Annotated in this window: 26 protein-coding genes; 10 read left to right on the top strand and 16 right to left on the bottom strand. The window is 65.9% G+C overall.

Translation table 11 applies throughout. From position 1 onward, the window contains the following. Positions 1–6 precede the first annotated feature (6 nt). The 3 genes from carB to AC1ROK_RS15115 form a co-directional block, all read right to left on the bottom strand. Positions 7–3,330, bottom strand: a complete 3,324-nt coding sequence (gene carB, locus AC1ROK_RS15125; protein WP_492848264.1) for a carbamoyl-phosphate synthase large subunit — start codon at positions 3,328–3,330, stop codon at positions 7–9. A 224-nt stretch (positions 3,331–3,554) separates the two neighbouring features. Next, positions 3,555–4,208: a DUF2161 domain-containing phosphodiesterase gene (locus tag AC1ROK_RS15120; protein ID WP_492848379.1), complete on the bottom strand. Its 654-nt coding sequence runs from the start codon at positions 4,206–4,208 to the stop codon at positions 3,555–3,557. Positions 4,209–4,248: 40 nt separating this feature from the next. Continuing rightward, positions 4,249–4,461: a hypothetical protein gene (locus tag AC1ROK_RS15115; RefSeq protein ID WP_492848262.1), complete on the bottom strand. Its 213-nt coding sequence runs from the start codon at positions 4,459–4,461 to the stop codon at positions 4,249–4,251. Between the two features lie 230 nt (positions 4,462–4,691). On the opposite strand from AC1ROK_RS15115, the gene AC1ROK_RS15110 reads away from it, so the two are divergent. After that, on the top strand, positions 4,692–4,973 hold the full coding sequence (locus AC1ROK_RS15110) for a DUF2277 domain-containing protein (RefSeq protein WP_291308596.1): 282 nt from the start codon (positions 4,692–4,694) through the stop codon (positions 4,971–4,973). On the opposite strand, the gene AC1ROK_RS15105 is transcribed toward AC1ROK_RS15110, so the two are convergent. After that, positions 4,974–5,558 carry an NADPH-dependent FMN reductase gene (locus tag AC1ROK_RS15105; RefSeq protein ID WP_492848260.1) on the bottom strand — a complete coding sequence of 195 codons (585 nt, stop codon included), beginning with the start codon at positions 5,556–5,558 and terminating at the stop codon, positions 4,974–4,976. A 67-nt stretch (positions 5,559–5,625) separates the two neighbouring features. Then, positions 5,626–6,135 carry a hypothetical protein gene (locus AC1ROK_RS15100; RefSeq protein ID WP_492848258.1) on the bottom strand — a complete coding sequence of 170 codons (510 nt, stop codon included), beginning with the start codon at positions 6,133–6,135 and terminating at the stop codon, positions 5,626–5,628. Positions 6,136–6,348: 213 nt separating this feature from the next. On the opposite strand from AC1ROK_RS15100, the gene AC1ROK_RS15095 reads away from it, so the two are divergent. Beyond that, a complete protein-coding gene (locus AC1ROK_RS15095) occupies positions 6,349–7,410 on the top strand; it encodes an SH3 domain-containing protein (protein ID WP_492848256.1) in 1,062 nt (353 codons plus the stop codon). 141 nt (positions 7,411–7,551) lie between these two features. Continuing rightward, positions 7,552–8,034: an SRPBCC family protein gene (locus tag AC1ROK_RS15090; RefSeq protein WP_492848254.1), complete on the top strand. Its 483-nt coding sequence runs from the start codon at positions 7,552–7,554 to the stop codon at positions 8,032–8,034. 82 nt (positions 8,035–8,116) lie between these two features. On the opposite strand, the gene AC1ROK_RS15085 is transcribed toward AC1ROK_RS15090, so the two are convergent. Together AC1ROK_RS15085 and clpS are read right to left on the bottom strand one after the other, a co-directional pair. After that, a complete protein-coding gene (locus AC1ROK_RS15085) occupies positions 8,117–8,950 on the bottom strand; it encodes a ChaN family lipoprotein (protein WP_492848252.1) in 834 nt (277 codons plus the stop codon). Between the two features lie 93 nt (positions 8,951–9,043). Then, positions 9,044–9,352: an ATP-dependent Clp protease adapter ClpS gene (clpS, locus tag AC1ROK_RS15080; protein WP_492848250.1), complete on the bottom strand. Its 309-nt coding sequence runs from the start codon at positions 9,350–9,352 to the stop codon at positions 9,044–9,046. A 106-nt stretch (positions 9,353–9,458) separates the two neighbouring features. Here clpS and AC1ROK_RS15075 point away from each other — a divergent pair, with 106 nt between their 5' ends. Then, positions 9,459–12,209 carry a M16 family metallopeptidase gene (locus AC1ROK_RS15075; RefSeq protein ID WP_492848248.1) on the top strand — a complete coding sequence of 917 codons (2,751 nt, stop codon included), beginning with the start codon at positions 9,459–9,461 and terminating at the stop codon, positions 12,207–12,209. Here the strand turns inward: AC1ROK_RS15075 and AC1ROK_RS15070 are convergent, their stop codons facing one another. After that, complete coding sequence (locus AC1ROK_RS15070) at positions 12,210–13,520, bottom strand: tetratricopeptide repeat protein (RefSeq protein WP_492848246.1); 1,311 nt, start codon at positions 13,518–13,520, stop codon at positions 12,210–12,212. 311 nt (positions 13,521–13,831) lie between these two features. On the opposite strand from AC1ROK_RS15070, the gene AC1ROK_RS15065 reads away from it, so the two are divergent. After that, complete coding sequence (locus AC1ROK_RS15065; protein ID WP_492848244.1) at positions 13,832–14,668, top strand: aldo/keto reductase; 837 nt, start codon at positions 13,832–13,834, stop codon at positions 14,666–14,668. 58 nt (positions 14,669–14,726) lie between these two features. On the opposite strand, the gene yddG is transcribed toward AC1ROK_RS15065, so the two are convergent. Beyond that, the gene (gene yddG / locus AC1ROK_RS15060) at positions 14,727–15,623 is read right to left on the bottom strand and encodes an aromatic amino acid exporter YddG (protein WP_492848242.1); all 897 of its coding nucleotides are present in this window, start codon (positions 15,621–15,623) and stop codon (positions 14,727–14,729) included. Positions 15,624–15,702: 79 nt separating this feature from the next. On the opposite strand from yddG, the gene AC1ROK_RS15055 reads away from it, so the two are divergent. From AC1ROK_RS15055 to AC1ROK_RS15045, 3 genes are all read left to right on the top strand, one after another. Then, the gene (locus AC1ROK_RS15055) at positions 15,703–16,032 is read left to right on the top strand and encodes a DUF6665 family protein (RefSeq protein WP_492848239.1); all 330 of its coding nucleotides are present in this window, start codon (positions 15,703–15,705) and stop codon (positions 16,030–16,032) included. 147 nt (positions 16,033–16,179) lie between these two features. After that, positions 16,180–17,469: a hypothetical protein gene (locus tag AC1ROK_RS15050; RefSeq protein ID WP_492848236.1), complete on the top strand. Its 1,290-nt coding sequence runs from the start codon at positions 16,180–16,182 to the stop codon at positions 17,467–17,469. A 125-nt stretch (positions 17,470–17,594) separates the two neighbouring features. Then, positions 17,595–17,870, top strand: a complete 276-nt coding sequence (locus AC1ROK_RS15045; protein ID WP_492848234.1) for a hypothetical protein — start codon at positions 17,595–17,597, stop codon at positions 17,868–17,870. Between the two features lie 180 nt (positions 17,871–18,050). Here the strand turns inward: AC1ROK_RS15045 and AC1ROK_RS15040 are convergent, their stop codons facing one another. Together AC1ROK_RS15040 and AC1ROK_RS15035 are read right to left on the bottom strand one after the other, a co-directional pair. After that, entirely contained in the window at positions 18,051–18,524 is a 474-nt protein-coding gene (locus AC1ROK_RS15040; protein WP_492848232.1) for a GNAT family N-acetyltransferase, read from the bottom strand. Next, positions 18,490–18,873, bottom strand: a complete 384-nt coding sequence (locus AC1ROK_RS15035) for an ArsR/SmtB family transcription factor (RefSeq protein WP_492848230.1) — start codon at positions 18,871–18,873, stop codon at positions 18,490–18,492. The genes AC1ROK_RS15040 and AC1ROK_RS15035 overlap by 35 nt, the downstream gene beginning before the upstream one ends. Positions 18,874–18,985: 112 nt before the next feature. Between AC1ROK_RS15035 and AC1ROK_RS15030 the strand changes: the two genes are divergently transcribed. After that, positions 18,986–20,158 carry an MFS transporter gene (locus AC1ROK_RS15030; RefSeq protein ID WP_492848228.1) on the top strand — a complete coding sequence of 391 codons (1,173 nt, stop codon included), beginning with the start codon at positions 18,986–18,988 and terminating at the stop codon, positions 20,156–20,158. 110 nt (positions 20,159–20,268) lie between these two features. Further along, entirely contained in the window at positions 20,269–20,430 is a 162-nt protein-coding gene (locus AC1ROK_RS15025) for a hypothetical protein (RefSeq protein ID WP_492848226.1), read from the top strand. Here AC1ROK_RS15025 and AC1ROK_RS15020 read toward each other — a convergent pair. From AC1ROK_RS15020 to AC1ROK_RS15000, 5 genes are all read right to left on the bottom strand, one after another. Then, positions 20,405–21,940 (bottom strand): permease, encoded by a 1,536-nt coding sequence (locus tag AC1ROK_RS15020; RefSeq protein ID WP_492848224.1) that lies wholly within the window; start codon positions 21,938–21,940, stop codon positions 20,405–20,407. The two genes, AC1ROK_RS15025 and AC1ROK_RS15020, sit on opposite strands and share 26 nt — an antisense overlap. After that, positions 21,940–22,701 (bottom strand): ABC transporter ATP-binding protein, encoded by a 762-nt coding sequence (locus AC1ROK_RS15015; RefSeq protein ID WP_492848222.1) that lies wholly within the window; start codon positions 22,699–22,701, stop codon positions 21,940–21,942. The genes AC1ROK_RS15020 and AC1ROK_RS15015 overlap by 1 nt, the downstream gene beginning before the upstream one ends. 138 nt (positions 22,702–22,839) lie before the next feature. Further along, positions 22,840–23,646: a ribonuclease T2 family protein gene (locus AC1ROK_RS15010; RefSeq protein ID WP_492848220.1), complete on the bottom strand. Its 807-nt coding sequence runs from the start codon at positions 23,644–23,646 to the stop codon at positions 22,840–22,842. Between the two features lie 4 nt (positions 23,647–23,650). Then, a complete protein-coding gene (gene cfa, locus AC1ROK_RS15005; protein ID WP_492848218.1) occupies positions 23,651–24,745 on the bottom strand; it encodes a cyclopropane fatty acyl phospholipid synthase in 1,095 nt (364 codons plus the stop codon). A 114-nt stretch (positions 24,746–24,859) separates the two neighbouring features. After that, on the bottom strand, positions 24,860–26,836 hold the full coding sequence (locus AC1ROK_RS15000) for a bifunctional 2',3'-cyclic-nucleotide 2'-phosphodiesterase/3'-nucleotidase (RefSeq protein ID WP_492848217.1): 1,977 nt from the start codon (positions 26,834–26,836) through the stop codon (positions 24,860–24,862). Positions 26,837–26,901: the final 65 nt, after the last annotated feature.

Raw genomic sequence — 26,901 nt, 5'->3', positions numbered from 1 at the left:
CCGCGATCAGGCGGCGAAGTAGCTCTGCAGCGGACGGACCTGCAGGTTGCCCTCGCGGTAGGCGATGATGCCTTCGACGGCAGCCACGGCGCCCGGGATGGTGGTGTAGTAGGGGATCTTGCCCATCAGCGCGGTGCGGCGGATGTCGCGGCTGTCGGAAATCGACTTGGCGCCATCGGTGGTGTTGATCACCAGTTGCACGCCGCCGTTCTTCATCGAGTCGACGATATGCGGGCGGCCTTCCAGCACCTTGTTGACCTTGGTCGCGGCGATGCCGTTCTCGACCAGGTATTTGTGGGTGCCGGAGGTGGCGACGAGCTTGAAGCCGGCATGCTCGAGATGGCGGCAGAACTCGAGGATCAGTGGCTTGTCGTCATCGCGGACCGAGACGAATACCGTGCCCTCGCGCGGCACCTTGGAGCCGGCGCCGAGCTGCGACTTGGCGAAGGCGATCGGGTAGCTGGTATCGAGCCCGATGACCTCGCCAGTCGACTTCATCTCCGGGCCGAGCACGGTGTCGACGCCAGGGAAGCGGTTGAACGGAAAAACCGCTTCCTTCACCGCCACGTGGTTCAGTTTCTTCTCAACCAGGTTGAAGCTCTCGAGGCTTTCGCCGGCCATGACGCGCGAGGCGATCTTGGCGATCGGTTCGCCGATCACCTTGGCGACGAAGGGCACCGTGCGCGAGGCGCGCGGATTCACTTCGAGAATGTAGATGGTGCCGTCCTTGAGCGCATACTGGACGTTCATCAGGCCACCGACCTTGAGGGCGAGCGCCAGTTCGCGGGTCTGGCGCTTCAGTTCGGTGATGATCTCGTCCGACAGGTGCTGCGGCGGCAGCGAGCAGGCCGAGTCGCCGGAGTGAATGCCGGCTTCCTCGATGTGCTCCATGATGCCGCAGACGAACACGTCCTTGCCGTCACCGAGGCAATCGACGTCGATCTCGATGGCACGGCTCAGATAGCCGTCGAACAGCAGCGGATTGTCGGAGAGCACCGAGTTGATCTGGCCGGTCTTGTCGTTCGGGTAGCGGATCAGGATATCGGGCGGCACAAGGCCGGTGAGGGTATCCTGCACATAGCGCTCGAACTCGTTGGGCGAGTGGACGATCGCCATGGCGCGGCCACCCAGCACGTAGGACGGACGGATCACCAGCGGATAGCCCAGGCGCTCGGCGACGAGGCGAGCCTGTTCGAGCGAGTAGGCGATGCCGTTCTTGGGCTGGGCCAGGTCGAGACGGCTGATCAGCTTCGAGAACAGGTCGCGGTCTTCGGCCAGATCGATCGAGCTAGGCTGAGTACCGAGGATCGGAACACCGGCCTTCTCGACCGCATCGGCGAGGTTCAGCGGGGTCTGGCCGCCGAACTGCACGATGACGCCATGCAAGGTGCCGTTCTGCTTTTCGGTCTCGAGGATCTCGATAACGTCTTCCTCGGTGAGCGGCTCGAAATACAGGCGATCGGAGGTGTCGTAGTCGGTCGAAACGGTTTCCGGATTGCAGTTGACCATGATGGTCTCGTAGCCGGCATCGGCCAGCGCGAAGGCGGCATGGCAGCAGCAGTAATCGAACTCGATACCCTGGCCGATACGGTTCGGGCCGCCGCCCAGGATCACCACTTTCTTGCGGTCCGAGGGACGCGCTTCGTCGTCGGGCTGGCCGTTGAACGGCGCTTCATAGGTCGAATACATATAGGCGGTGGGCGAGGCGAACTCGGCCGCCGAGGTGTCGATGCGCTTATAGACCGGGCGAACGCCCAGTGATTTGCGCAGCGCCCGCACGTCTTTGGCCTGCTTGCCGGCGAGATCGGCGAGGCGCCGATCGGAAAAACCCATCGCCTTGAGGCTGCGCAGCGCACCGGCGGTGTCGGGCAGGCCAAGCTCGCGGACCTTTTTCTCGGTCTCGATCAGGCCGTGGATCTCTTCGAGGAACCACGGGTCAATCTTCGATGCATCGTGGATGTCTTCGAGGCTGTAGCCGAGCCGCATGGCTTCGGCGACGTGCAGCAGGCGCTGCGGCGTCGGGGTGGAGATGGCGGCGAACACCGCGTTCTCGTTGTCGTCCTCCGGTGCGCCGGTAGCAAAGCCGGGGATGCCGATTTCGTTGAGACCGGTGAGGCCGGTTTCGAGCGAGCGCAGCGCCTTCTGCAGCGATTCCTGGAAGGTGCGGCCGATGGCCATGGCTTCGCCGACCGACTTCATCGAGGTGGTCAGGCGGTTGTCGGCGCCCGGGAACTTCTCGAAAGCGAAGCGCGGGATCTTGGTGACGACGTAGTCGATGGTCGGCTCGAACGAGGCCGGGGTGGCGCCGCCGGTGATGTCGTTTTCGAGCTCATCGAGCGTGTAGCCGACGGCGAGGCGGGCAGCGACCTTGGCGATCGGGAAGCCGGTGGCCTTCGAAGCCAGCGCCGACGAACGCGAGACACGCGGGTTCATCTCGATGACGATCATCCGGCCATCAGCCGGGTTGATGGCGAACTGCACGTTCGAACCACCGGTCTCGACGCCGATCTCGCGCAGCACGGCGATCGAGGCGTCGCGCATGATCTGGTATTCTTTGTCGGTCAGCGTCAGGGCCGGCGCGACGGTGATGGAATCGCCGGTATGGACGCCCATCGGATCGAGGTTCTCGATCGAGCAGATGATGATGCAGTTGTCGTTGCGGTCGCGGACAACCTCCATCTCGTACTCTTTCCAGCCGAGTACGGATTCTTCGATCAGCACTTCATCGGTGGGCGAGGCATCGATGCCGCTCTCGACGATGGTGAGGTATTCTTCCTTGTTGTAGGCGATGCCGCCGCCGGTGCCGCCGAGGGTAAAGCTGGGGCGGATGATGCAGGGCAGGCCAATCACCTCGAGCGCCTGCAGCGCCTCGATGGTGTTGTGGGCGAGCATGGAGCGCGGGGTCTCGAGCCCGATCTTCTTCATGGCGTCGCGGAACAGTTCGCGATCCTCGGCCTTGTCGATGGCCTCGGCATCGGCGCCGATCATCTCGACGTTGAACTTGTCGAGGATACCCATCTTCTTGAGGCTGAGCGCACAGTTGAGCGCGGTCTGGCCGCCCATGGTCGGGAGCAGCGCGTCGGGGCGCTCCTTCTCGATGATTTTGGCGACGATCTCGGGGGTGATCGGCTCGACGTAAGTGGCGTCGGCCAGATCCGGATCGGTCATGATGGTCGCCGGATTGGAGTTGACCAGGATGATCCGGTAGCCCTCATCCTTCAGCGCCTTGCACGCCTGGGTGCCGGAGTAATCGAACTCGCAGGCCTGGCCGATGATGATCGGACCCGCACCGATGATGAGGATCGATTTGATGTCGGTGCGTTTTGGCATCTCTGGTCGCTCTTAGTTGGTCGGTTGCGCTGCGGCTTGTCCGGAAGTCTCGCGACTTTCGGGCCTCAGCGTTTGGCGCGCGCGGAAAGACGCGCGTTGGCGCGGACTTGGGCGGCAGACTCTGTGGGCTAGGCGCGTCCTGTAACCGAAGCGGTGGGGGAAGGGAACCCCCAGCGCGAACGAAGCGTGTGCAAGTTGTCGCGGGGGCAGGCGTGCCCACGCGATCAGGCGTCGACCGGCCAGCGCTTCAACGCTTCGGCGCCAGCGTTGCTCAACCCATAGATGCCGCGGTCGATGCGGTCGAACCAGCCATAGACATTGTCGAGCAGGATCCGCGCGGCGATCGGGGTGGTGGCCTTGAGGTCGCGAGGACGCAGCGGGCCGGCCTGCAGCGCCGCTGCGCAGGCGAGGGCCTGCTGCCGGTAGGCGGTCATGATCGGCTGCCGCGTGCTGCCGCCGGAGGTGGGGTCGCCCTTGCGGCGGCGATGTTCCTCGACCAGCCGGTTGCGCTTGCGGGTGTTCCTCTTCGGCATCGGCGCGAGCGGGCTGACGATGATCTCGACATGGTCGCCGGCGCTGACGCCGAGCATGCCGAGGCCGAGCCGGCGGCAGAGATCGCGAAAGCGGCGATCGCGCTCGCGGCCCTTGCCGGTCGGCGACATGCGCGCGGCGATCCAGACCTCGTCGCTCTGCGCCTGCCGATCCACCGCCTGCAGCACCAGCTCGAGGTTGAAGGCCTGTTTCAGCTCGCAGATCACCACCAGCGGCGGCTCGCCCTCGAGCAGCCCGACAAGATCGCAGCCGCCGACTTCGCCTTTGACAGCGTAGCCGGCGGCCTCGAGGAAGCTCTTCACAGGCGGGTAGAGGGTGGTTTCCAGTTGAGGGCGTCCGAACATGATTCTCGGCGCCGATGTTAGCTTAATGGCGGGCGTCGAGCGCGTCCCTGACCGTATCGATGCTGACGCCGAGATCGTCGAGGCGCCAGGCGTCCATCTCCAGCAGACTGAGCATGGCCAGCCGGCGGGCGCGCTGCGCGCGCCAGGCGATGAAGCTCGAGGCCAAGGCGCGCAGTGCAACAGCAGCGAGGCTGGAACGTGGGGCGTCTTGGTGGGCGACAGACAGCAGGCTCATTTCGATCTCTCCTCGGTTTCGACATCCGGCACAACGCGGCCGTTCGACTTCATGACGAGCGAGCTAGCTGCGGATCGACAGCGCCGGATGAAAAAGGTGAGGCGGGGAGGCGGGTGTCGAACTTGTCGGGGCCAAAGCGACTACTTGGTTGCCTGGGCGGGTAATGCCTTGTCGAGGCGCGCCTGAGGTGCGAGTTTTTCGGCTCTCGATTGCATCCGGAGATCATTGCCATGTGCCGCAACATCAAGCCGCTGTTCAACTTCGAGCCACCGGCCAGCAAGAACGAGATGCATGACGCGGCGCTGCAGTTCGTGCGCAAGATTTCGGGCTACACGCATCCTTCGAAAACCAACGAGGACGCCTTCAACGACGCCGTTGCCGACATCGAGCGCGTGGTGAAGCGACTCCTGAAGGAGCTCGAAACCGACGCGCCCAAGCGCGACCGCGAGGTGCTGATCGCGCGGGCGCGGGAGAAGGCGAAGCTCAGGTATGCGCCGCGCGTCGAGGCGTAACTAGACCGCCGGACTGTGCGGCCGCGGGATCGCGGTGTAGACGCGTCCGATGAAGCCGTAGAATTCGGCCATGTAGTTCCGCAGGAACTCCGCCGTGGCTTCGTTGGTGACGTCGCCATCGTCGGTAATCAGGCCGGGCTTGAACTGGATGTAGGCTTCGATCGAGTTCATCAGCGGCGAGTTGCAGAAGGCCATCACGCTCCTCAGGCTCTGCTGAGCCACTGCGGTGCCGATGGCGCCAGTCGAGGCGCCGATAATGGCCGTGGGTTTGCGGGCGAAGGAATTCTGGCCCCAGGGGCGGCTGGCCCAGTCGATGGCGTTCTTCAGCCCGCCCGGGATCGAGCGGTTGTATTCGGGGGTGACGAACAGCACGGCCTCGGCCTCGGCCAACGCCGCCTTGAAGGCGCGCGCGGCTGGCGGAAAGTCGGCGTCATAATCGTAGCTGTAGAGCGGGAGATCGGCGAAGCTGATCTCGCTGAGCTGCATTTCAGTGGGCGCAAGGCGCACCAGCGCCTTGGCCAGTTTGCGGTTGATCGACGCCTTGGCGAGGCTGCCGATCAGGTATCCGACCTTCACGTCACGCATGTCCTGCTCCTCGGTGAAACCAAGGACAACGCATGGCGTGACAGGCGGTTTCAGTCGCCGGAGCGGCTCAGCTCTTCTTGAAGCTGATGGCCGAGGCGGTGGTCTGGCCCTTCTTGTCGACCAGGGTGAAGCCCAGCTTGATGCTGCTGCCGCTGAGCGTCATCACCGAGGAGGCGAGGCCGTAGCTGGTTTTGATGCCGGCGGAGGCAAAGACGATGCTGTTGCCGGCCCGCTTGCCGATGGTGGTGGTGGAGGCGCCCTGCGCCGAGGACGAAGCCTCGAAGCGCTTGGTCGCATCGTTATAGACCATGCTGCCGCGGAAGCTGGCCGCGCCCGAGCCGCCGAACGAGCAGCGGCCGGAATAGGTGAGCTTGCCGGCGCTGGCTGCCTTGAAGGTCAGGCGGCAGACCACCGTGCCGGGATCGGGACCGGTAACCTTGCCGGAACCGCGCCAGTTTCCTTCGTACTTGGCGAGGAGCGCATTCTCGGCCGGACCGGCGACAGCCGGCAGGGCAACGGGCAGGGCGAGGGCGGATGCGAGGGCGAGGACCTTGAGGCTCGTCGGCAGGCGCAACATTAAGCATCTCCGGAATCGGGCGTTTCGGTGGGAGCAACGGTAGCGCGGGGGCCAAGGTTGCGGGAGGGGCTCGCGGAGTTTTGCGAGAACGCGATGAAGCTGCGATGAACGGCCCGAAACATCAGCATTCACGGCGGGTTCAGCCGCCGGGACGCTTATCCTGCCCCCGTATGCAGGGAAACGCTTTCCCCGCAGAGGAGAGGGATGAGGGAAATGACCATCAAACGGGCTATGGCTGCCGCCGCCATGATTGCGGCAAGCCTGCTGATCTGCAGCACCGTGGCGCTTGCCGTAGAGGCCGCAGCCAAATCACCGGTCAATGTGCGCACCGGACCGGGCAAGACCTTCGGCATCGTCGACCAGTTGACCGCCGGCGAGGTGGTCAACGTCACCGAGTGCGCGCCATCGAATTTCTGCTTCGTCGAGCATGACGGCCCCGACGGCTGGGTGAGCGCCAATTTCCTCACCAGCGTCGAGGACGACGAGGAGGAGCCTGCCGAAGAGGGCACAGGCTCCAATCCGGATTGCAGCTTCGGCTTCACCATGACGCCGAGCGGCCCGACCATGTCGATCAACTGCGGCGACGAGGCGGGTCCGGGACCGGGGCCTGCGCCGGAACCCGAGCCCGAAGAGGACCCCGGCGCCTGCTTCTATGTCGGCAACAATTTCGGCGGCGATGACCTCTGCGTCGCGCTGGGCACCCGCAACGCGCTCAACGCCACCTTCAACAACAAGATCTCGTCGGTGCAGCTGTTCGGCGGCGCCAAGGCGAAGCTGTGCGAGGATCCCAACCTCGGCGGCTACTGCCGGACCATCACCGGCGATACCGATGTGCTGCACACCTCGATCAACAACAAGGCCTCGTCGCTCGCCGTCTATGTCGGCGCGCCGCCGATGCCGGAGCCGCCCGAGCCGCCGGAAGTGCCGGACACCTTCTCGACCGGCCCGATCGAACTGATGCAGACCTATACGGCCAACCTCGACAACGGCAGTGTCGGCGGGGCAGGCACCGACATCTGGTATGAAGCCGAGACGGCAGTGGAGAAATACATCACACCGCAGAACGGCGCTTCGATCGCCGTCGGCGACGGTTCGAACCGCGGCTATGAGGGGTGTTTCGAGGAGAGCTTCTCGACCGCACGCGTGCCGCTCGCCGATATCCCGCCGGGCACCTATGTGTGCGCGAAGACCAACCAGGGCCGGATCTCGCAGTTCCGCGTCAACGGCTTTGTCGGCACCACGATGAAGCTTGGCTACACCACCTGGTCGAACTGAACGGCCGACAATGAAAGCAAGGGGCCCGGAGGCATCTCCGGGCCCCTCGCTTTTTCTGAGGTTTTTTCGTCGGGACTGTCGATTCCGGCTCGCGTGCTTCGTCGTGAAGTCGAACAGGCAGTTCGAACCGAGGAAACCAAGATGACCACGAAGCTCGATATCACTCCCGACAACGACAACCAACTGGTGCTGGCCCGCATCATCGATGCGCCGGTGGAGCAGGTCTATCGCGGCTGGACCGACCCGGTGCTGATGAAGAAGTGGTTCGCGCCACGGCCGTGGACGACGCCGAAAGTGGTGACCGATGTACGGCCGGGTGGCAGCACGCTGGTGGTGATGGCCGACGAGAACGGCACCGAGTATCCCAACCCGGGCCAGTATCTCGAGGTGGTGCCGAACCGGAAGCTGGTGTTCACCGATGCCTACACCGGCGACTGGCAGGCCAGCGAGAAGCCGTTCATGACGGTGACTCTGACCTTCGAGGATATCGGCGGCAAGACCCGTTACATCGCCCGCTGCCAGCACTGGAACGCCGAGGACAAGGCGGCCCACGAGCAGATGGGCTTTCACGAGGGTTGGGGCCTTGTGACCGAGCAGCTCGAGCAAGTGCTGAAGGCGCACTGAGGCAAGGCGAATAGCGAATAGGAGGGAGTTGCCGGGCCCAAATGCCCGGCAGCCCCTTTCGCTATTCGCTATTCGCTATTCGCTACTCGCTACTCGCCAGGGCCGGCAACCGGAACAACGCGTCGGCGATGTTGGCCTCGCGCAGGGGATCGAACGGCCCGTCGGTGGGCAGCGCGATGGCGACGCGGTCGATGCCGAGATCGGCCAGCTGGTAAGGCGTGCCATAACCATATTCGAGGTGGCCGCGGCCGATAATGCCGATGACCAGCGGCGCGGCCGGGCCATCGAGGGCGCGGGCGATATTGCAGGCAAAGGCGCGATCCCAGGTCTGCTGGGCGCGGACGAACCGGTCGGAGGCCATCGCGTCGCGCGAACGGCTCGCGGGACCAGCAAAGCCGCTCAGGTAGTCGCGGTAGGCGGGGAGGGCCGCGCGTGCCGGGGTGAGGCCGTCGCGTTCGTCGACCGGGATCGCCTCCCAGCCTTCCTTGCCGACGCGGGTGACCAGCGGGCGGTGACAGTTGAGCGCCAGCATGGGCAGGCGGAACTGCCGGCAGAACTGGAACAGCGGCAGGTAGAGCGTCGGATCAAAACGCCACACCTCGCTCCATTCAGCGGCCTCGAGGAAATCGGCGGTGGTGGCGAAGGCGCCGGCGATGAAGGCGTCGAGCACCGGCTGCAGGCGGCGCGGAAACATCTCGAAGCCGAGCGCGATATCGGAGCGGTGCGCCATGATGCCGGCGGCGACGTGCAGCTGCCAGCGATGCACGTCGAAGCGATCGTGGGTCTCGCCGAGCAGCACGACCTGCTGCAGCGCCAGGTGGCGCATCAGTTGCGGGTGCGCGACGGGTTCGGCAGTGCGCGGATCGAGCCAGGTGCCCGGAGCGATGGAAATCGTGGGGGCGGCGGTGTCGGTCATGCCAGCTCTCGTGGGGTTCGGGGGCGCTGGCTGGCAGATGCTGGCTTGCTGAGCGGGTGGTAGCGGCTGGCGGACGACCGGTCAATCGGTCTGCTACTCTTCCGGCTCGGTGGTGAAGAGCAGCGGGTAGCCTTCTTTGCGGGCCATCTCGGTGGCGCGCGTCGCCTTGGTTTCGGCGATCTCCTGGGTGAACACGGCGACGACGCACGAGCCCTTGGTGTGGGCCGTTATCATGATGCGATGCGCCTGGTCCTCGGTGATGCGGAACTCGGCCTTGAGCACGCGGACAACGAAGTCCCGTGGCGTGAAATCGTCGTTGAGCAGGATGACCTTGTGCAGCGGCGGACGCGCTACCTTGGGTGCGGTCCTGGTACGCGGCTTGGTATCGGTGTCGTTGGCCATGGTGCTGACAATATAGTGCAGCCTAACCGGCGCCGCATCCTTTCGGTTGGACGATAGCCGAAGCCGATGCAATGAAGGACGTCGGATTTCATCAGGGTCATATTGCATGCGCGTTATTGGGTTGGTTCTGGCCGCTGCCTGGCTTGTGCTGGGTGGTGCTTCGGTTGTTGCCGGCGATGAACTGCCGCCGGTGGTGCAATACCGGCTCGATAATGGGCTCGAAGTGCTGCTGTCGCCCGACAGCAAGGTACCCAAGGTCGGGCTGGCGCTGGTCTATCGCGTGGGCGGGATGAACGAGCCGGCCGGGCGCTCGGGTTTTGCGCACCTGTTCGAGCACCTGATGTTCTCGGGCACGACGAAATACCCCAAATTCGACGATACCTACTCGGCGCTCGGGGTAGAGAACAACGCCTTCACCGAGGAAGATCGCACCATCTATGTGGCCGATGCCTTGGCTTCGGCGCTGCCGGTGCTGCTGTCGGTGGAAGCCGACCGGATGGCCAATCTGGGTGGCGAAGTCGACCAGCACGAGCTGGATGTGCAGCGCGACGTGGTCAAGAACGAGATGCGGCAGACGGTGCTCGACAGCGCCGGCCAGCCGGGCATGCAGGCGCTGCGCTCGGCGCTGTTTCCGGCGCCGCACCCCTATGCCGAAGCGGTGATCGGCTCGATCGCCGATCTCGATGCGGCAAAGCTCGACGACGTGAAGGCGTTCTTCGACCGCTACTACGTGCCGAACAATGCGGTGCTGGCATTGGCCGGAGATTTCGACGTCGAGGCGGTGAAGGCGCTGATCGCTGACACTTTCGGCCGCGTCGCGCGCGGCGCCGATGTAGCGCTTCCTGAGGCCCAGGAGCCCAAGCCGGTGACGTTGCGCATGGAGGTCACCGACCGGTTGCCGTCGCCGACCGTGGTGCTGGCGAGCGCGGGGCCGGCCATCGGCACCATGGACAGCGCGGCCCTGATGGTGGCAGGCGACCTGCTGGGCAATTACGAATATGGCGTGCTGCGGCGCGAGCTGGTGAACAAGGGGCTGGCCATCAACGCCACCGCGGGTTGGGACCCTGGCCGGCTCGGCGGGCGGTTCATGATTTCGGCCACGGCGGCGCCAGGCGTGACGCCGGATGCGCTCGAGGCGGCGTTGCGCAAGACTGTGGCGGAGTTCGTTGCAGCGCCGCAGGACGTAGCGGGGGTCGAGCGGGCGCGCCAGACACTGCGGCTGGGCCGGGCGCTGAGCGGCGAAGCGATGCTGGACCGGGCGCGGTCGCTGGCGACGCGCTACGATCTCTATGGCGAGGCCTCACCCGGGCTGGCGGACGATCCAAAACTGCTGGCGCTGACCGCTGCGGATGTCGAGGCGGCGGTACGCAAGCGCCTGGCGCCGGAGGCGCTGAGCGTCCTGACCATGCTGCCGGGGGCGGCGCGAAGCGAGTATCCGGCGGTGCTGCAGGCGAGTTCGGGAACGGCGGTGCCGATCGCCGCCGCGCCGCGCCCGGTGGTCGATGTGCCGGTGCTGGCTGCGGGAGAGCCGGGACGGGCGGCGCTGCCGCCGATGGAGACGGCGACGCTGTCGAACGGCATCCGGGTGGTGCATTACGAGACCGCCGGCTCGCCTCTGGTGCTGCTTGCCGCCTCGGTCAGCGGTGGGGCAGGCAGCGATGTGCCGGGTGAGGAAGGACTGATCGAGCTCACCACGATGATGATGTCCCGCGGCGCCGGCGAGCGAGGGTTCGAAGCGTTCAGCAAGGCGGCCAAGGATATCGGCGCCGACATTTCTGGGCAGACCGGGATGGAGCAGTCGGCGGTCGTCCTGGGCGTGCCTCCGGAGAATTTCGCGGCCGGCGTCGACCTGATGGCCGACGCGGTGCAGCGTCCGCGCTTCGAGCAGCCGGAGTGGGACGCATTGCGGGGCGAGGTGCAGCAAGGGCTGGCTTATCGCAAGATGGATCCGGGCGCGCTGGCCTTTTACGCGATGGAGCAACTGGCGTTCCCGATCCCGGCGGGCAGGGCGGCGCTGGAGCCGACGCCGTCGGGGGTGGCGGCGCTGACCGTTGCGCAGGCTCAGGCGACGCATCTGAAGCTGTTCACGCCCAGGACCATGACGATCTACAGCGTCGGCTCGGTGAGCCTCGCCGTGGTCAAGGCGGAGCTGGAGCGGGCCTTCGGCGGATGGAGCAATGACAGCCCCGGCATCACCTCGGTGCCGCATCCGTCGGCAGTGCTGCCCGAGGGGCTGAAAGTGTATGTGACGCCGAGTGCCGGCAACAGCCAGGCGATCATCAACCTGTCGCGGCCGGCTCCGGCATTCAACGATCCCGGCGTGCTCGAGGCGATCGCAGTGGCGCGGCTATTGGGCGGCGATTTCACCAGCCGGCTCAACCAGGTGATGCGCGAGGCGAAGGGCTACTCCTACGGCGTCGGCGCCTCGGTGTGGACCAATATCCCCACCGGCGGCATGCTGACGGTGTCGTCGGCGGTGGCCGCGGACCAGGTGGGGACGGCGATTGCCGATATCCGCGCCGGCTTCGAGGGACTGGCGTCGATCCCGGTGGCGCAGGCGGAGCTCGACCGTACGGTGATGGCCACGGCATCGGGCACGGCCGGGACGGTCGAGACCTCGAGCGGGCTGTTCGGGCTGGTGATGAGTGCCGCCAGCGCCGGGATGACGGCTGAGGAGATGAACGGCAAGCTCGACGAGATCGTCGCGCTGCAGCTGCCGGCGGTAGAGGCCGCGGCGCAGTCGCTGGCTTCGCTCGACCGGGCGCTGGTGGTGATCTCCGGCGACCCGCAATCGATCCTGCCGCAACTGCAGGCGATCGGGATCACCGATGTGACGGTGCTCCCGCCGGAGGAGTAATCAGCCTGCAGGCAGGCCAAGGCGGACGAGGAGGGCGGTGAAGCGTGGATCGCCACGCAGGCTTCTGAACTCCGGTTCAACGAGGAGGCCGATGGTCTCGGCGCGCTCCACCGAGGTTTCGAGGTAGGTAAGTGCAAGCTGCTTGTCGCCGAGCAGGGCGGCAGTGGCGGCGACCTTGTAGGCTTTTTCCCGCTCGGCCAGGAACTGGCGCTGTTGCTCGTCGAGCATGGCGCGCAGCATGGCCTCACCACCTTGCGGCAGGGCGGCGCGGGCGGCCTTGGCGATCAGCTGGCGGCCGACGCTGCCCTCGACACTGGCGGCGATCTCGTAGCTGTCGAGGAACTCGGCATAGCGGCGCTGGTCGAGGTAGATGGTGGCGAGATAGGCCGGGACGGCGAGATAGTCGGGGTTAGCCTGCCGCAGCTGTTCGAGCATCGCGATCGCGGTCTGCGTGTCACCGGAATAGTAGTGGATCAGCGCCGCATTGGCGCGGATGGAGCGCGAGTCCGGCTGCAGCACCAGGGCGCGGTCGATCAGCGCGAGGGGGCGCTCGAACTTGCCCATCTGCATCGAGGTCAGGGCATACCAGTGCAAGGCCTGGGCGTTGTCGGGCTCGAGTGCCAGTGCCTTGTCGAACAGCTCGGCGGAGCGGGCGAACTCATGGCTGCCGTAGAAGGCGTTGAAGCCGAGCGCGGCATAGGCCTCGCCGGATCGGGGATCGAGGACGAGGGCCCGCTCGGCAGCCTGCCTGGCCTTGGCGTAAGACTCGGCGGCGGAGGCAAGCGTGTATTGGCTGATCAGGTTGTAGACATTGGCGCGGCCGACTTCGGCGCGGGCGTAGTCCGGTGCGATGGCGAGAGCGGCATCGAACTTCTCGAGGGCGATGGCGAAGCCCGAAGCGGTGCGGCTGGTCCAGGCAATGACGCCCTCGTCGTAGAGCGCCTCGGCTCCGGCGGGGATGGTGGGGCCAGGCCTCCCCGGCGGCTGGGCGGTGGCGATGAGGCCAATGATGAGTACGGCGAGGATGGCGATGGCCGCCGCGAGCGGCAGCAGCAACGGGCGGCTCGCGGGCGCGGCCAGCTCGGCTGCGGGCGCGGCAGCTACCGGGCGCGGCGCGCTGAGCCAGGCCTCGAGCTCGCTGACATAGGCGAAAACCGAGGTGCGTGTGCCCCCGGGGACGCGCCGCACCGGCAGGCCGCGGATGCTCTCCCAGCGCTTCACCGTGCGCTCGTCCTTGCCGAAGAAGGCGGCGATTTCCTTCCAGCTGTTGAGGCGCTGGCTCACCCCTGCGGGGCCAGTCTGGTCAGGCATCTGCAAGCCCCGAACTCCGTCGTCCACCGCGGTCGCTCCTCCCGATTACGGTCGAAGGCGCAGGGGGAGTCAACTGCGTCGCGGGGCATTTGATCGGGCGGCCTTCTTTGATTTCCGGAAGCATCGGCAGATGACGCTGGAGCCAATATCGGCTATCAACGATGGAGGCGGACGCGTGGCATGAGCCGGCGGCGCCTGAACCTTTCCCCCGCCGGCGGCATTGTCCTGCCGGATACCAGACATCCCGGTCTATCCCTCAGCGTCGCCGGCGACGCCCGGGTCGTCTCATCGTTCAGCTTCGGAGGCAGTAAATGGCAGCGGTTCCATCCATCAAACTTCGCGACGGCAATTCCATTCCGCAACTGGGACTGGGCGTCTGGCAGGTCGATCCGGCCATTACAGCGCGAGTGGTCTCCGACGCGATCGAGGTCGGTTATCGCTCGATCGATACCGCCGAGGGCTATCAGAACGAGGAAGGCGTCGGCGAGGCGATCAAGCGCGCCAGCGTGCCGCGCAGCGAATTGTTCATCACTTCGAAGCTGCGCAATGGCGGGCACGCCCGTGACCTGGCGCTCGCGAGCTTCGATGCGACGATGAAGGCGCTCGGGCTCGAGCAGCTCGATCTGTTCCTGATCCACTGGCCGGTGCCGAGCCAGGGCAAGTTCGTCGAGGCGTGGAAGACGCTGGTAGAGCTGAAGACACAGGGCCGGATCCGCTCGATCGGCGTGTCGAACTTCAACCAGGATCATCTCGAGCGGATCATCGGCGAGACCGGTGAAACCCCGGTGGTCAACCAGATCGAACTGCACCCGCGGTTCCAGCAGCGCGACAAGCGCGACTTCCACAAGACCAACAACATCATCATTGAGAGCTGGAGCCCACTCGGCTCGGGCCGGATGCTCGACGATGCGACCGTCGCCACGCTTGCCAGAAAGCACGGCAAGTCGATCGCGCAGATCATCATCCGCTGGCACCTGCAGCAGGGGCTGATCGTCATTCCCAAGACCACGCATCGCGAGCGCATGGTGGAGAATTTCGACGTCTTCGGCTTCGAGCTCGACACGGATGACATGGCCAAGATCAGCGGGCTGGACCAGCGCGACGGGCGTGTCGGCGCCAACCCGGCAACGGCGTCGTTCCTGTTCTGAGGTCTGTGCCCTGAAGATGGCGTGCCTTCGAAAGGCCGGGAGCGATCCCGGCCTTTTTCTATTCCGCGGCAGCGGCTGTGGAACGACGCCGGAACAACAGGTCCTTGGCGGCGAGCACGGCGCCGGCGGTGATCAACAGGCAGGCGATCAGGATCACGTGGCTGTAGCTGGCATAACCGGTGAGGATGAGGATCAGCGTCGAGAGCAGCGGGGCCGAATAGGAGGCAGCGCCGAGCACCTGAATATCGCCGCGCTTCACCCCGATGTCCCACACGTAGAAAGCGAGGCCGACCGGCCCAAGCCCGAGCCCGAGCAGGGCGGCCCATTGCCAGAGGTCGCTGGGCCACACCGTCTGTTCGAGCAGCAGGTGGCAGATCGCGGCGAGCACGGCAGTGACGAGGCAGAAGCCGGCGATGGCATCGCTGCTCACCGCGGCGAAGCGGCGCGACAGCACCGAATAGGCCGCCCAGATGACGGCGGCGCACAGTGCGGTGGCGTAGCCGAGGCTGAATTGTGCATCAAAGCCAAAGCCCTGGCCGCGGGTGACGACGAGAGCGGCGCCGGTGAGCGCCAGGGCGCAACCGGCAACGTGCTGCCAGCGCAGCCGTTCGCCGGGGAGCAGGGCGGAGAACACCACGATCAGCAGCGGCCAGAGGTAGTTGATCAGCCCGGCTTCGACCGGTGGGGCGTTCCTGAGTGCGAAGAAATAGCAGAAGTGGTAGCCGAACAGCCCGCCGACGCCGAGCAGCCAGACCGGCAGCGGCTGGCGCATCGCCTTGATGGCGCCCGGCCGGATCAGCAGCAACGACAGCCCGCCGATGGCGAAGGTGATGGCGGTAAGCTGGAAGGCCGGCATGGTGCCGCTGGCGGCGGTGAGGAAGGCAAGCAGCGACCACAGCAGCACCGCCGTGAAGCCGATGAAGGTAGCGGTGGAGCGGGAGAGGTGGCTGGTCATGCCACGCTTCTAGCGTGCTGCCGCAAGCTGGAAAAGGGCAGGGGTTGCAGGCGCACATGCTCACACCTAGCTTTGCGCCATGAGCTTGAGCATCGCCGATCTCGCCGAACTCCGCCAACGCCTGACCAGCGGTTTCGGGCCCATCGAAAGCGAGGTGATGGCCGAAAAAGCCTCCTCGCTCGGCTATCACGGGCGGCAGGTGGAGAAGGCGATGGCGGCGCTCAAAGCGTTCGACGCGGCGCCTGGCTTGGCCGATGAGCGTTTGATCCTGGTCAAGGCGGCGGCGCGCGACGTGTGGAAGTTCTTCGTGCAGCGGGAAGCCTGCGGCATGCGCGACCAGCGCGATGCCATCCGGCATTACGGCATTCCGCCCGAAGTGCTGGCGCGGCTGGGGGCAATCGAGAAATGACGCAAGGCCTCAGTGCAAGTCGATTGATCCGGCCGGGCGATTTCCCTAGAATTTGTGAGATCGATTACATGCCTGATCTGTGCGGGGGCGTCGCGCACGGTTTGGGTCAGCCGTTTCGAGTTCGATTGATTCGGCCGGGGAAAGCCGATGCTGGCCGATAAGGTTCGCAAGTCCCTCGGGGACCTCGACAGGCCGCTTTCGGCGCCGCGTCCGGCTGCCGACATGGCACCGCCCTTCCACAAGCTTGCCGTCGACGTGATCTGGGCGGGGTTCCGCATCGATCCCGATGCGGTGAGGCCGTTCCTGCCCGATGGCCTGGTGCTGTCGCCGGCCAGCATCGGGGTGCTCGGCATCTACCAGGCGCCCACCGGCTACGGCATCGCTCCCTATATGCGCGGGCTGGTCGGGGTATCGGTCGAGGGGGTGCGCGGCTCCGACGTCGGCGAGGGCATGTTCGTGATGGGCAACATCATGGATGAGCCGGGCGCCGCGACGATGCGGAAGTTCTATTCCGGTGCGACGGTCGAGGGCGTGGCGCGCACCTGGCGCGACGGTGACTTGCTGCACGGCGTCGCCTCGGTCGGCGGGGTCGACTGGCTGCGGGCGACGATCCGGCCGGGCGAGTTGCGGCCGGCGCTTTCGGGGGTCGACAATTTCCTCGGGCTGACCGATGCCGGGCTGATCAAGCACGCGGATTCGACCGTGGCGGACCTGGCGGATGCAGACATCGTGACGCTGGAGATCACTGACGCGGCGCCCGACTACATGCGGGCGCTGCGGCCGGTCGAGCACGTGTTCGCGCTTGATGCGGTGCGGGTCAACTCGATCTGGAGCGAACCGCGCGTGGTCGGGCGTACCGCCTCGGGCAATGCGGCCTCGGTGTTCCTCGGGCTGATCGAGGATACCGGCCGGGCCGCCGCCGTGGTGCGGCAGGACGGGACGCTGATTGAGGCCAATGCCAGCGGCCGGGTCCTGCTCGGACCGGATGGCCCAAAGGCGGGCGAGCCGCTGCTGAGTGGCGTGCCGGCCGAAAAGCACGCGCTTTGCCAGGCGCTGAAGATGAGCTGCGCGCGCAAGGGGCCGCGCGTGTCGGAACCGATTGCACTGACCCGCCCAGGCGGCGGGCATCTGCTTGCCTATGTGTTGCCGCTCGAGCATGGCGAGCATGGCGGCGATGCCGCGCTCGTGCTGCTGGCCGATCCGCGCGGGCCGGAGCGGCGCGATGCCGCACAGATGCTGCAACTGTTCGGCCTGACCGGGGCGGAGGCCAGGCTCGCCGCGCTGGTGGGCGTGGGCCATGCGCCGCGCGGGGCAGCGGCGGAGCTCAGGATTTCCGAGCATACGGCGCGCTCGACGCTGAAGACGGTGTACGACAAGCTCGGGATCAACAAGCAGTCCGAACTCGGCCACCTGGTGGCGCGGCTGCAATACCTCTAGCGCTTCGCGAAAGCGCGTTGAGACCAATGCTGCCCATAGGCACTTGAACCCCTCATTTGTGGGGTGCGGCTTTTGCCGGGTGCTGCGCATTGTCCGGTCGGGAATGCATCTCAGGACAGACAGCCGTGCTCGACCTTCTCGAAAGACGCCCCGCACCCAGGGCCCCGCAACTCAGCGGACTGACCGTGGGGGATGTGATCGCCATGCTCGAGACGTTCGATCCTGCGGCGCCGCTGATGGTACAGGGCGAGAGCGGCGGCTTCGAGGAAGTGCTGGGCTTCCGCACCACCGGCGTCGTGCTGAACGTCAACACCGCCGAAGGGTTCGGTCCGCACGACCTGCCCGATGACGGCGCCCGGGCCGATCTGGTCGCGGTGGTGCTGCGGTCTGCCGAGCGGTAGTCGCCATAAGTTTGGCCTAGTGCCTCAACCTGCACCGCCGTCATTCCCGCGTAGGCGGGAACCAGTGGGATGCTGCAGCGCCCGCTGAAGCCGAGGGATCGCACTGGGGCCCCGCCTGCGCGGGAATGACGGCGGTGGGTGGGCCAATCAGCCACCCGCCGCTCAAGCATCGGCCCCTCGTCAATGTTGTGGCTCCTGAAGCGCCAGCTTGAAGCCTTCGTGACTCTTCTTGAAGCCCAGCCGCTCGTAGAAGCGGTGGGCATCCAGCCGCTGCTTGTTCGAGGTGAGTTGGACGAGGCCGCAGCCGCGGTTGCGGGCCTCTGCAACGGCCCAGCCGATCATCTCCCCGCCAAAACCCTTGTTGCGATGCGCGGGGGCGATGTGCACCGCCTCGATCAGGCAGCGCCATTCGCCGAGCCGGTTGATGCCGGGGATGAAGCTGAGTTGCTCCGTGCCGACGGCCTCGCCGTCGAACTCGGCAATGATCAGCCGCTGGTTGGGGTCTGCGGCGATCGCCTCGAAAGCGGCAAGGTAGCGTGGGTGTTGCGGCTCGTCGGGGCGGTCGTCCGTGGCGACGACGCTGTCATCGACGATCAGCCGGACGATGAAGCCGAGATCGTCAGGGGTCGCGTCGCGGTAGGTCAGCCGGCTCATGCGGTTCGTCCTCGAATCCATCGATGTGGAGATCACGCGTACTGGTGATGATCGAGTCGAGGAAGCCGGGGAAGCGATTGTCGAGATCGTCGCGCCGCAAGGTGACGCGGCGGCGGGTGCCTTCAGGCGTGACATTGACCACGCCGGCCTCGCGCAGCTTGCTTACGTGGTAGGTAATCGACGTCTTGCTGGCGAGGTCGGTAAACTGCCCGCAGGTCATGCCGGTGCCCTCGCAGCGCGACAACTGCCCGATGATCGCCAACCGCGTCGCATCCCCGAGCGCGGTGAGCACGTTAGGCAGGGTGATCTGGTCGGCGTCCGGATGGGGCAGGGCAGGCTGTGTGTTCATGTCTCTCACCTAAGCCATTTCCTTCCAAAGTTCAATGATCGTTGAACTAGGGGTTGACGGACGCGTCGACGAGGTTCATTTGTTCAATAATCATTGAACTAAGGATCTTAACATGGACACGCGGCTCATCTGGCTCGCGCTCGGCACTTTTGCCGTCGGCGTCGAGGGCTTCGTCATCGCCACGCTCCTGCCGGCCATTGCGGCCGATAGTGGCGTGACGATCACCCAGGCCGGCTATCTGGTTTTCGCCTATGCCATCGCCTATGCGGTGGGCGCACCGGTGCTTTCGGCGCTGACCGGCAGGTTCGACCGGCGGCCGCTGCTGGCAGTAGTGGCGCTGGTATTTGCCGCCGGCGCGCTGCTGGCCGCGCTCTCGCAGGGCTATGTGGTGCTGCTGGTGGCGCGGCTGATCATTGCCGCGTCGGCCGGGCTCTATGCGGCAACGGCGCAGGCAGCGGCGGTGACGCTGGCGCCGGCCGAGCGGCGGGCGCGGGCCGTGGCCACGGTGGTCGCCGGCACCACCATGGCAGTGGCGCTAGGCGCTCCGATCGGGGCGTTCCTCTCGGGCTTCGCCGGCTGGCGTGGTACCTACTTCGCCATCGCCGGGGTCGGCGTGCTGACCGCGGCGGCGATCTGGCTGATGTTGCCCAGGGGCATCCAGGGCGACCGGCGTGGATTGGGCGAGCGGTTGGGCGTGCTCAGCGTGCCCGGCCTGCTGCCGGCGCTGCTGACGATCCTGCTCTACATGTCCGGACCGTTCGCGGCGTTCATCTATCTGGGGCCGGTGACCACCAGGCTGATGGGGCTCGATGCCGGGCTGCTGCCCTTCGTCATGCTGGCCTATGGGTTCGGCGCGGCGCTCGGTAACCCGCTGGGCGGGCAGCTGTCGGACCGGATCGGGGCGCAGGCAACCGTCACCATCGCGGCGGTGCTCAACATCGGCTTCCTGCTGCTGCTCGGCGCCATTCCGCTGCTGCCGCAGGCGACGATCACCCCGGCCTACTTCGCCTTCATGGTGGCCTGGGGCATTGCCGGCTGGATGTTCGTGCCGGGGCAGGTGAGCCGCGTCGTGGCACTGTCGCCAAGTTCGGCGCCACTGGCATTGTCGCTCAATGCTTCGTTCCTCTATCTCGGCACGGCGCTTGGCGCGCTGGTCGGCGGCCTGGTGCTGGAGCACCTGCCGATCAACGAGCTCGGGCTGGTGGCGGCGATCTTCCCGGCGCTGGCGCTCGGGGTGCTGCTCCTCAGCCGCCCGCGCGCCGTCGTCATGCCCCGGCTTGGGTGAAGCCGACGCGGCGTGGCTCGGCTGGAGCCGGGCTCGGCTGAAAGGCTTAGTCTCCGGCGGCTTGACCGCCGTCGGGGGCTCTCCATCGTCGGGCGAGGAGTTTTCCGACGATGTACGTACGATTGCTGTGGTTGGCGCTGGGGGCATTTGCCGGCAGCGTCGAGAGTTTGGTCATCGTCGGCCTGCTGCCCGCCATTGCGGCTGAAACCGGCGTCAGCCTGGCCGCAGGCCGGCTAGTGAAGCGCTCTATACCCGTTTGCCCTTGGGGCTGAGGACCCAGGCGACGATCAGGACGATGACGGCGAGCGCCGCCGGCAACACGGCGAGCAACTGGTTGCCGGCGACCAGCACGGCGGTGCCGGCCCACATGATCGAACTCAGCGCCTCGGAAATCGTTGCGGTGCGCGAAGCGACCTGGCGGCGGCGGAACATGGCACGGCGCATCGGCACACGGAACCAGAGCTGGATGGCAGTGGCCGAGCCGGTCGAGACGGCGACGAAGATGGCGGTGGTCCACGCCAGGTCCCACGAGGCGATCGCGACGAACAGCAGGATCGGCGCGAACACCACTGATATCGAACAGAGCACCGCCTCGATCTTGGCGATCAGCACGGCGCGGGGGTGGATCGGCGCGGTGACGACGAGATCGTGCGCGTCTTCGCCAGAGATGGCGAGCCAGGAGAGGCCGCCGGCGAGCTGGCCGGCCGCCATGACGATCACCGGGATCACCACGACATAGGTGCCGGCGCTCTGGCCATAGGAAACCCACAGGAACAGCGCCGGCGGAAACAGATAGAGGATCTGCATCAGCGTCTGGCTGAGCAGCCATGGATCGCGCAGCAGCAGACGCCATTCCTTGACCCGCAGCGCATGGCGCTGTGAGGCCTTGCGGAAGGCCCGCGTCGAAGCCGTCTGCTGCACGCGGGTGGCGGAGACGCCGGCTGCAGCAATCGCGTGCTGCGCGAAGCCGCCGGAGGTGAGACGGATCACCAGCGCCAGGGCGCCGAGGCCAAGAGCCAGGACGATGAGCATGGCGCTCAGGTCGCCCATGGCGGCGCGCGCCGGTAGCCAGAGCGGGTTGGTGAGGTCGGGTGCCCCAGCGATGAACTCCGGAGATTGCAGCACCGAGAAGCGGTCCATGTTGCCGAAGCTGAGGATGGCGACGGCCTGGATGCCGATGACGAAGCCGGCGCCGACGACGCCGGCGATGATCTGGGCGATCAGCCGCGTGCGGGCCGGTCCGATGGTACGGAACAGGCCGACCGTCACCAGCACCGAGATCGCCGCCGCAAGGGCGCCGAAGCCGGCGAGCACGGCGTAGGCGGCGAGCCATTTCGGCCCCTCATAGGCGATCAGCACGTTGATGATCGGGCTCGCCAGCAGGCAGGCGAGCAGCACCGTCGCCAAGGCGGTGGCGCCGGTGCGTACGGCGAAGACGCTGGCCGACGAAGCTGGAGAGCTCAGGATCAGATCGAGGTCGGAGCGCGCGTAATAGGCGCGGGTGACCGATTCCAGCGCCTGGCTCAGCATCACCGTCCAGAACAGGAAGCCGGTGCCGGTGACCATCACCAGCGTCGCCTTGTCGACAACGATGCCCTGGCTGATCCACGGCGCCAGCAGCAGGTTGGCGAGCAGATGCAAGCCCAGGTAGAACAGCCCGAGCACAAGGACCAGCACGACGCCGCGGACCTTGCGGCCGCCGGTGGTCATGGCGAGCCAGTCGCGCCAGGCGAGGCGGAACTCGTGGGCGGCGAACCAGGGAAGCGTGGCGGGCGTGCTCATCAGGCCACTGCCGCGAGGTCGGCTTCTTGCTGGGCCACCAGGTCGAGGAAGATCTCCTCGAGCGTGGTTTCGCGGCCGACGCGGGCGCGCAGTTCGGCGAGCGTGCCTTCGGCGACGAGGCGGCCGTGGTTGATGACGCCGATCCGCTCGGCCATGCGCTCGGCCACTTCGAGGATGTGGGTGGTCATGATGACGGTTACGCCGGACGCCACCTTCTGCTTCAGCACATCCTTGACCTGCCGGGCGGAGCCGGCATCGAGGCCGGTCAGCGGCTCATCGAGGATAATCAGCCGTGGGTTGTGGACCAGCGCCCCGGCCAGGGCGACCTTCTGCAGCATGCCTTTGGAAAAGCCGGCGCAACGCTCGTTGGCATGCGGACGGAGACCGAGCCAGTCGATAAGTTCGTTGGACTGGCGTTCGGCCTCACGCGCCTCGATGCGCCAGAGGCCAGCGACGAACTCGAGATATTCGAGCGGGGTCAGCCGGTCGTAGACCATGGGCTCATCGGAAACCCAGGCAACGATGGATTTGGCGGCGATCGGGTCCGTCGCCGTGTCGATGCCGTAGACCGAGATCGCCCCGGCGTCGGGTTTCAGCAACCCCGCCACCATGCGGAGAATGGTGGTCTTGCCGGCGCCGTTCGGTCCGAGCAGGGCGTAGAATTCGCCGGCCCTCACCGTTAACTCGAGATCGACGACGACAGGACGGTCGAAGCTCTTCCGGAGCCCGGAAATGGCGAGGGCGAAATCGGGGGACGGCATGCGAGGCTCCGCTGGGTCTGCTCAAAGACTAGCGTCGAGCCGTTGAGAGGCGCTGAACTGGGCCGGTAAACAAAGAGTAGTTCTCGCTGGGTCGCGTGATCGAACCGGAAAAATCTGCAACTCTTCCTGATTACGCTCCTATTGCAGCCCCACCGCATCGACTATACCCCCGATGCAGCCGCCATCGGTGGGGCGGGCGGCGCGGATCAGCTTGCCCAGATTGGGCGGGTCGGCGGGCGCGCCCCAGAGGCCGATGGTGATCTCGCTGATGATGCGGCGCTTGCCGTCGTCGTCGCAGGCGATGCGGACGCGCTGGCCGGCGCCCCGGCCGAAAGCGTCGTCGAAGGCTTCGCGGATCTGGTCGCGGGTCAGGGTCTTGCCGATACTGTCGGCGAAGAGGTCACGCACCTTCGAGGCGTTGAGGGCGGCCAGCAACTGGGTGGCGGTGGCGTAGTAGCGCGCCTCGTCAGCGCCGAAGCAGCTGCCGTGCTTGATCCACTCGTGCCGCTCGAGTTGCGAGCGCGTGCCGGGCATCACCTCGTCGAGCGTCTTCTGCAGCGCGGTTGGAAGCTCGACCGGGGGCAGGGCCGACCAGCGGCCGTCGCGATCGAGCTGTTCGAGCTGGCTCGATACCTCGCAATACTCCCCGGTTGGCCAGAGCCCGTGCAGCGAGAAGTGGTTGGCATCGAACCGGGTGCGGCTCTGCTGGCGACATTCCGGCTTGCCGGCAGCGCCTTCGCAGAAGGCGGGCTGCCAGCTCGCAGCCAGAATTAGGAACTGCTCGGAAGCCCTGGAAGGCGTTGTGGGTTCCGGCTTTGGCGCGGGCTCGGCCGGGGCAGGGGCTGTGGCGACCACCGTCGGGGGATCCGTCGGCTTCAACCAGAGGTAGACCGCCCCGCCGATGAGGAAAGCCAGCAGCAGGGCGGTAATGAACCTCGGATTCATCCGCTCAGCGCTGCGTCACGTAGCCGTCGGGCACGCCCCTTGTGGCGAGCACGAACTGCCAGACCTGCAGCACCTTGGCGCGGAAGCCGCCGGCGCAGCAGAGCAGGTAGTATTTCCACAGGCGGTAGAACCGCTCCTCCTCGGGGTTCCGATCCTTCTTCCAGTTGCGCTCGAAGTTCTCGTACCAGGCGACCAGCGTCTTGTCGTAGTGCGGCCCGATATTGTGGACGTCGATGACGCTGAACAGCCCGTCGATGGCCTTGCCGATCTGTGCCATCGAAGGGATGACGCCGCCCGGAAAGATGTACTTTTCCAGCCATGCTTCGATCGTCTCGGTCGACCACTGGCTGCCGATGGTGTGCATCATGAACAGCCCGTCATCCTTGATGACGCTGCGTGCCTTCTCGAAATAGGTGCGGTAGTTCTTGTGCCCGACATGCTCGAACATGCCCATCGAGACGGCGTGGTCGGTCTTGCCCTCGAACTGGCGGTAGTCCTGCACGCGGAACTCGATCGGCAGGCCTTTGTAGCGCTCACGGCCATAGGCTGCCTGGTCGGGTGAGACGGTGACGCCCACACAGTTGGCGCCATACTTCTCCGCCGCAAAGCCCATGAAGGCGCCCCAGCCGCAGCCGATGTCCCACACAGTCTGACCTGGTTGCACGCCGATCTTGCGACAGACCATGTCGAGCTTGGCTTCCTGTGCGTCATCGAGATTGGTGACGCCCTCGGGCCAGTAGCCGCAGGAGCCGGTCATGCGCTTGTCGAGCGAGGCCTTGTAGGCCTCGGTTTCGTTGTAGTGCATGGCGGCGACGCGTCGCGAACGCGTGATGTTCTGCATGTTCATGATGCGGGCCTGGACGATCTGCCAGACCAGGTTGGTGGTGACGCGCACGCCTTCGGGGACGCGTGAGCGCAGCACCCGGTTGAAGAACTCCGCCATGTCGGCAACGTCCCAGATGCCGTCCATATAGGCTTCGCCGAGGCCAAGGGTGCCCTGGCCGTATAATCGCTTCCAGAACTCTTCGGAGTGGATCTGAGGGTCCCACGGGTTGGGACCGTTCAACGTGATATCTGCCTCCTTGAGGAGGACTTCCATTTGTGGGGTGGCTCCCATCGAATCCCTGCTCGCTAAATAGACAAACGCGGGAGAGCCAATGCCCCTCGGGGAGGCAAGTCAAGGGCGGCAGGGGTGCCCTGCCGCCCTTGGTGGTCAGAGCGTGATGCGGTACTCGCCGAAGCCGTTTTCGCTGGTCTTGCCAGTCGCTTCGATCTTCACCGCGGTGACGTCGGCGAGGTGTTCGGCGGCTTTTGGGCCGGTCTCGAACAGCACGGTACCGCCGATCGGGGCGAGCGACCAGTTGCTGTCCGCCTTGGGCTCGATGGTCTTCTGATCGATGATGTAGCGCACGATGATATCGCGGTTGGTATCGGGGCCCTTGAAGATGATCTTGTCGGGCCCGATGCCGGGGAAGGTTCCGCCGCCACCGGCGCGATAGTTGTTGGTGGCGACCACGAACTTCTGCGCTGGATCGATCGGCTTGCCGTCGAATTGCAGGTCGATGATGCGACTCTCGGTGTTGCCGAGGTCCTCGCCCTTGGGGCCGTATTTCGACGGCTTGGTGACGTCGATCTTGTAGGTGACGCCGTCGATGACGTCGAAGTTGTAGGCCGGGAAATCGAGGTTGATCAGCGGCTGGTCGGCGCCGCCTGCTGCCACCTGATTGAAGATGCCGGCCGAGCGATCGAGCCAGTTCTGCACATCCTGGCCGGTGATCACCACAGCCTGGATGGTGTTGGGGTAGAGGTAGAGATCGGCGACATTCTTGATCGCCACCGGCCCCACCGGCACATCGGTGTAATAGTCCGGGCCGCCACGGCCTCCGGCCTTGAACGGCGCCGCGGCGCTCAGCAGGGGCAGGGCCTCGTACTCCGTGCCCTTCAGCATCTGCGTGAGGTACCACTTCTGGGCGATGTTGACGATCTGCACGCTCGGATCGTCGGCGACGAGCGCGAAGTAGGAGTGGAGCGGGGCGGCCGTCTCGCCAACCGGGCGGCGAATATAGGCGAGGGTCTCGTCGTGGTCGTCCTGCGCTGCGGCGAGGATGCCGGCGACGCTTTCGACCAGCGGCTTCACCTTGCCCTCGACGCGCTCGAAGATCGGGCGGGCCTCGGCCGTATGCGAGACGACGCTCCACTTGCCGTCATCGGCCTTTTCGAGCAGCAGGTCGATCAGGCCCATATGCGAACCCCAGAAGCCGGCCATCACGGCGGGCTTGCCGGCGAGCGTCCCGGCGGTGAGGTCGGCGCCTTCGAGGCCTTCAAAGTCCTTGGAGTTGGGGAACACCAGGTGCTGGTGGCCGGTGACGATGACGTCGAGGCCCTCGACCGCAGCCAGCTGCAGGGCGGCGTTCTCGGCCTTGGGCTGACCGGTGTCGGCGGCGATGCCGGTATGGGCGAGGGCAATGACCAGGTCGGCGCCTTCCGCACGCATCTTCGGGATATAGGCCTTCGCCGTCTCGACGATGTCGCGGGTGTCGACCTTGCCGGCGAGGTGGGTGTTGTCCCAGGTCATGATCTGCGGCGGCAGGAAGCCGATGAAGCCGAGCTTGATGGTCTGCTTGGCGCCGGCGCCGTCAACCAGTTCCTTCTCGACGATCTTGTAGGGCGCAACATAGGTGGTGTCGGCCAGCGGATCGGCGCCGAGTTCGCCCTTGGCGAGGTTGGCCGAAACGATCGGGAAATTGGCGGCAGCGATGGCGGCGTCGAGGAACTCGAGGCCGTAGTTGAACTCGTGGTTGCCGAGTGTGCCGACCTCGTAGCCCAGGGTGTTCATCGCGGCGATGATCGGGTGCGGCTCGTTGGTCAAGCCCTTTTCGTAGGCGATGTAGTCGCCCATCGGGTTGCCCTGGATGACGTCGCCATTGTCGATGAGGATCGAGTTGCCGGCTTCGGCGCGGATCGAATCGATGATCGACGCGGTGCGGGCGAGGCCGAGCGTGTCGTTGGGCGCATCGGCGTAATAATCATAGGGAAACACCGCGACGTGCAGGTCAGTGGTTTCCATCAGGCGGAGGTGGGCCTGGCCGGCGGCTGCCTGCACCGCGAAGGGGTGCAGCACCACGGCGGCGCCCAGCGTCGCCGAGCCGGCGAGGAAGGCGCGGCGGGAAATTGAGTAATTGTAGTTCATTGACGTCTCCCACAACATTTGAACAAAGCGCGACCAGACGGAACGTCGGCTCTCCTGGCCGGTTA

The organism is Devosia sp. GW821-FHT12F11 (genome assembly GCF_058806655.1).
Note: the sequence above shows the minus strand (reverse complement) of the source record. Positions and strands in the feature narration are given on the sequence as shown.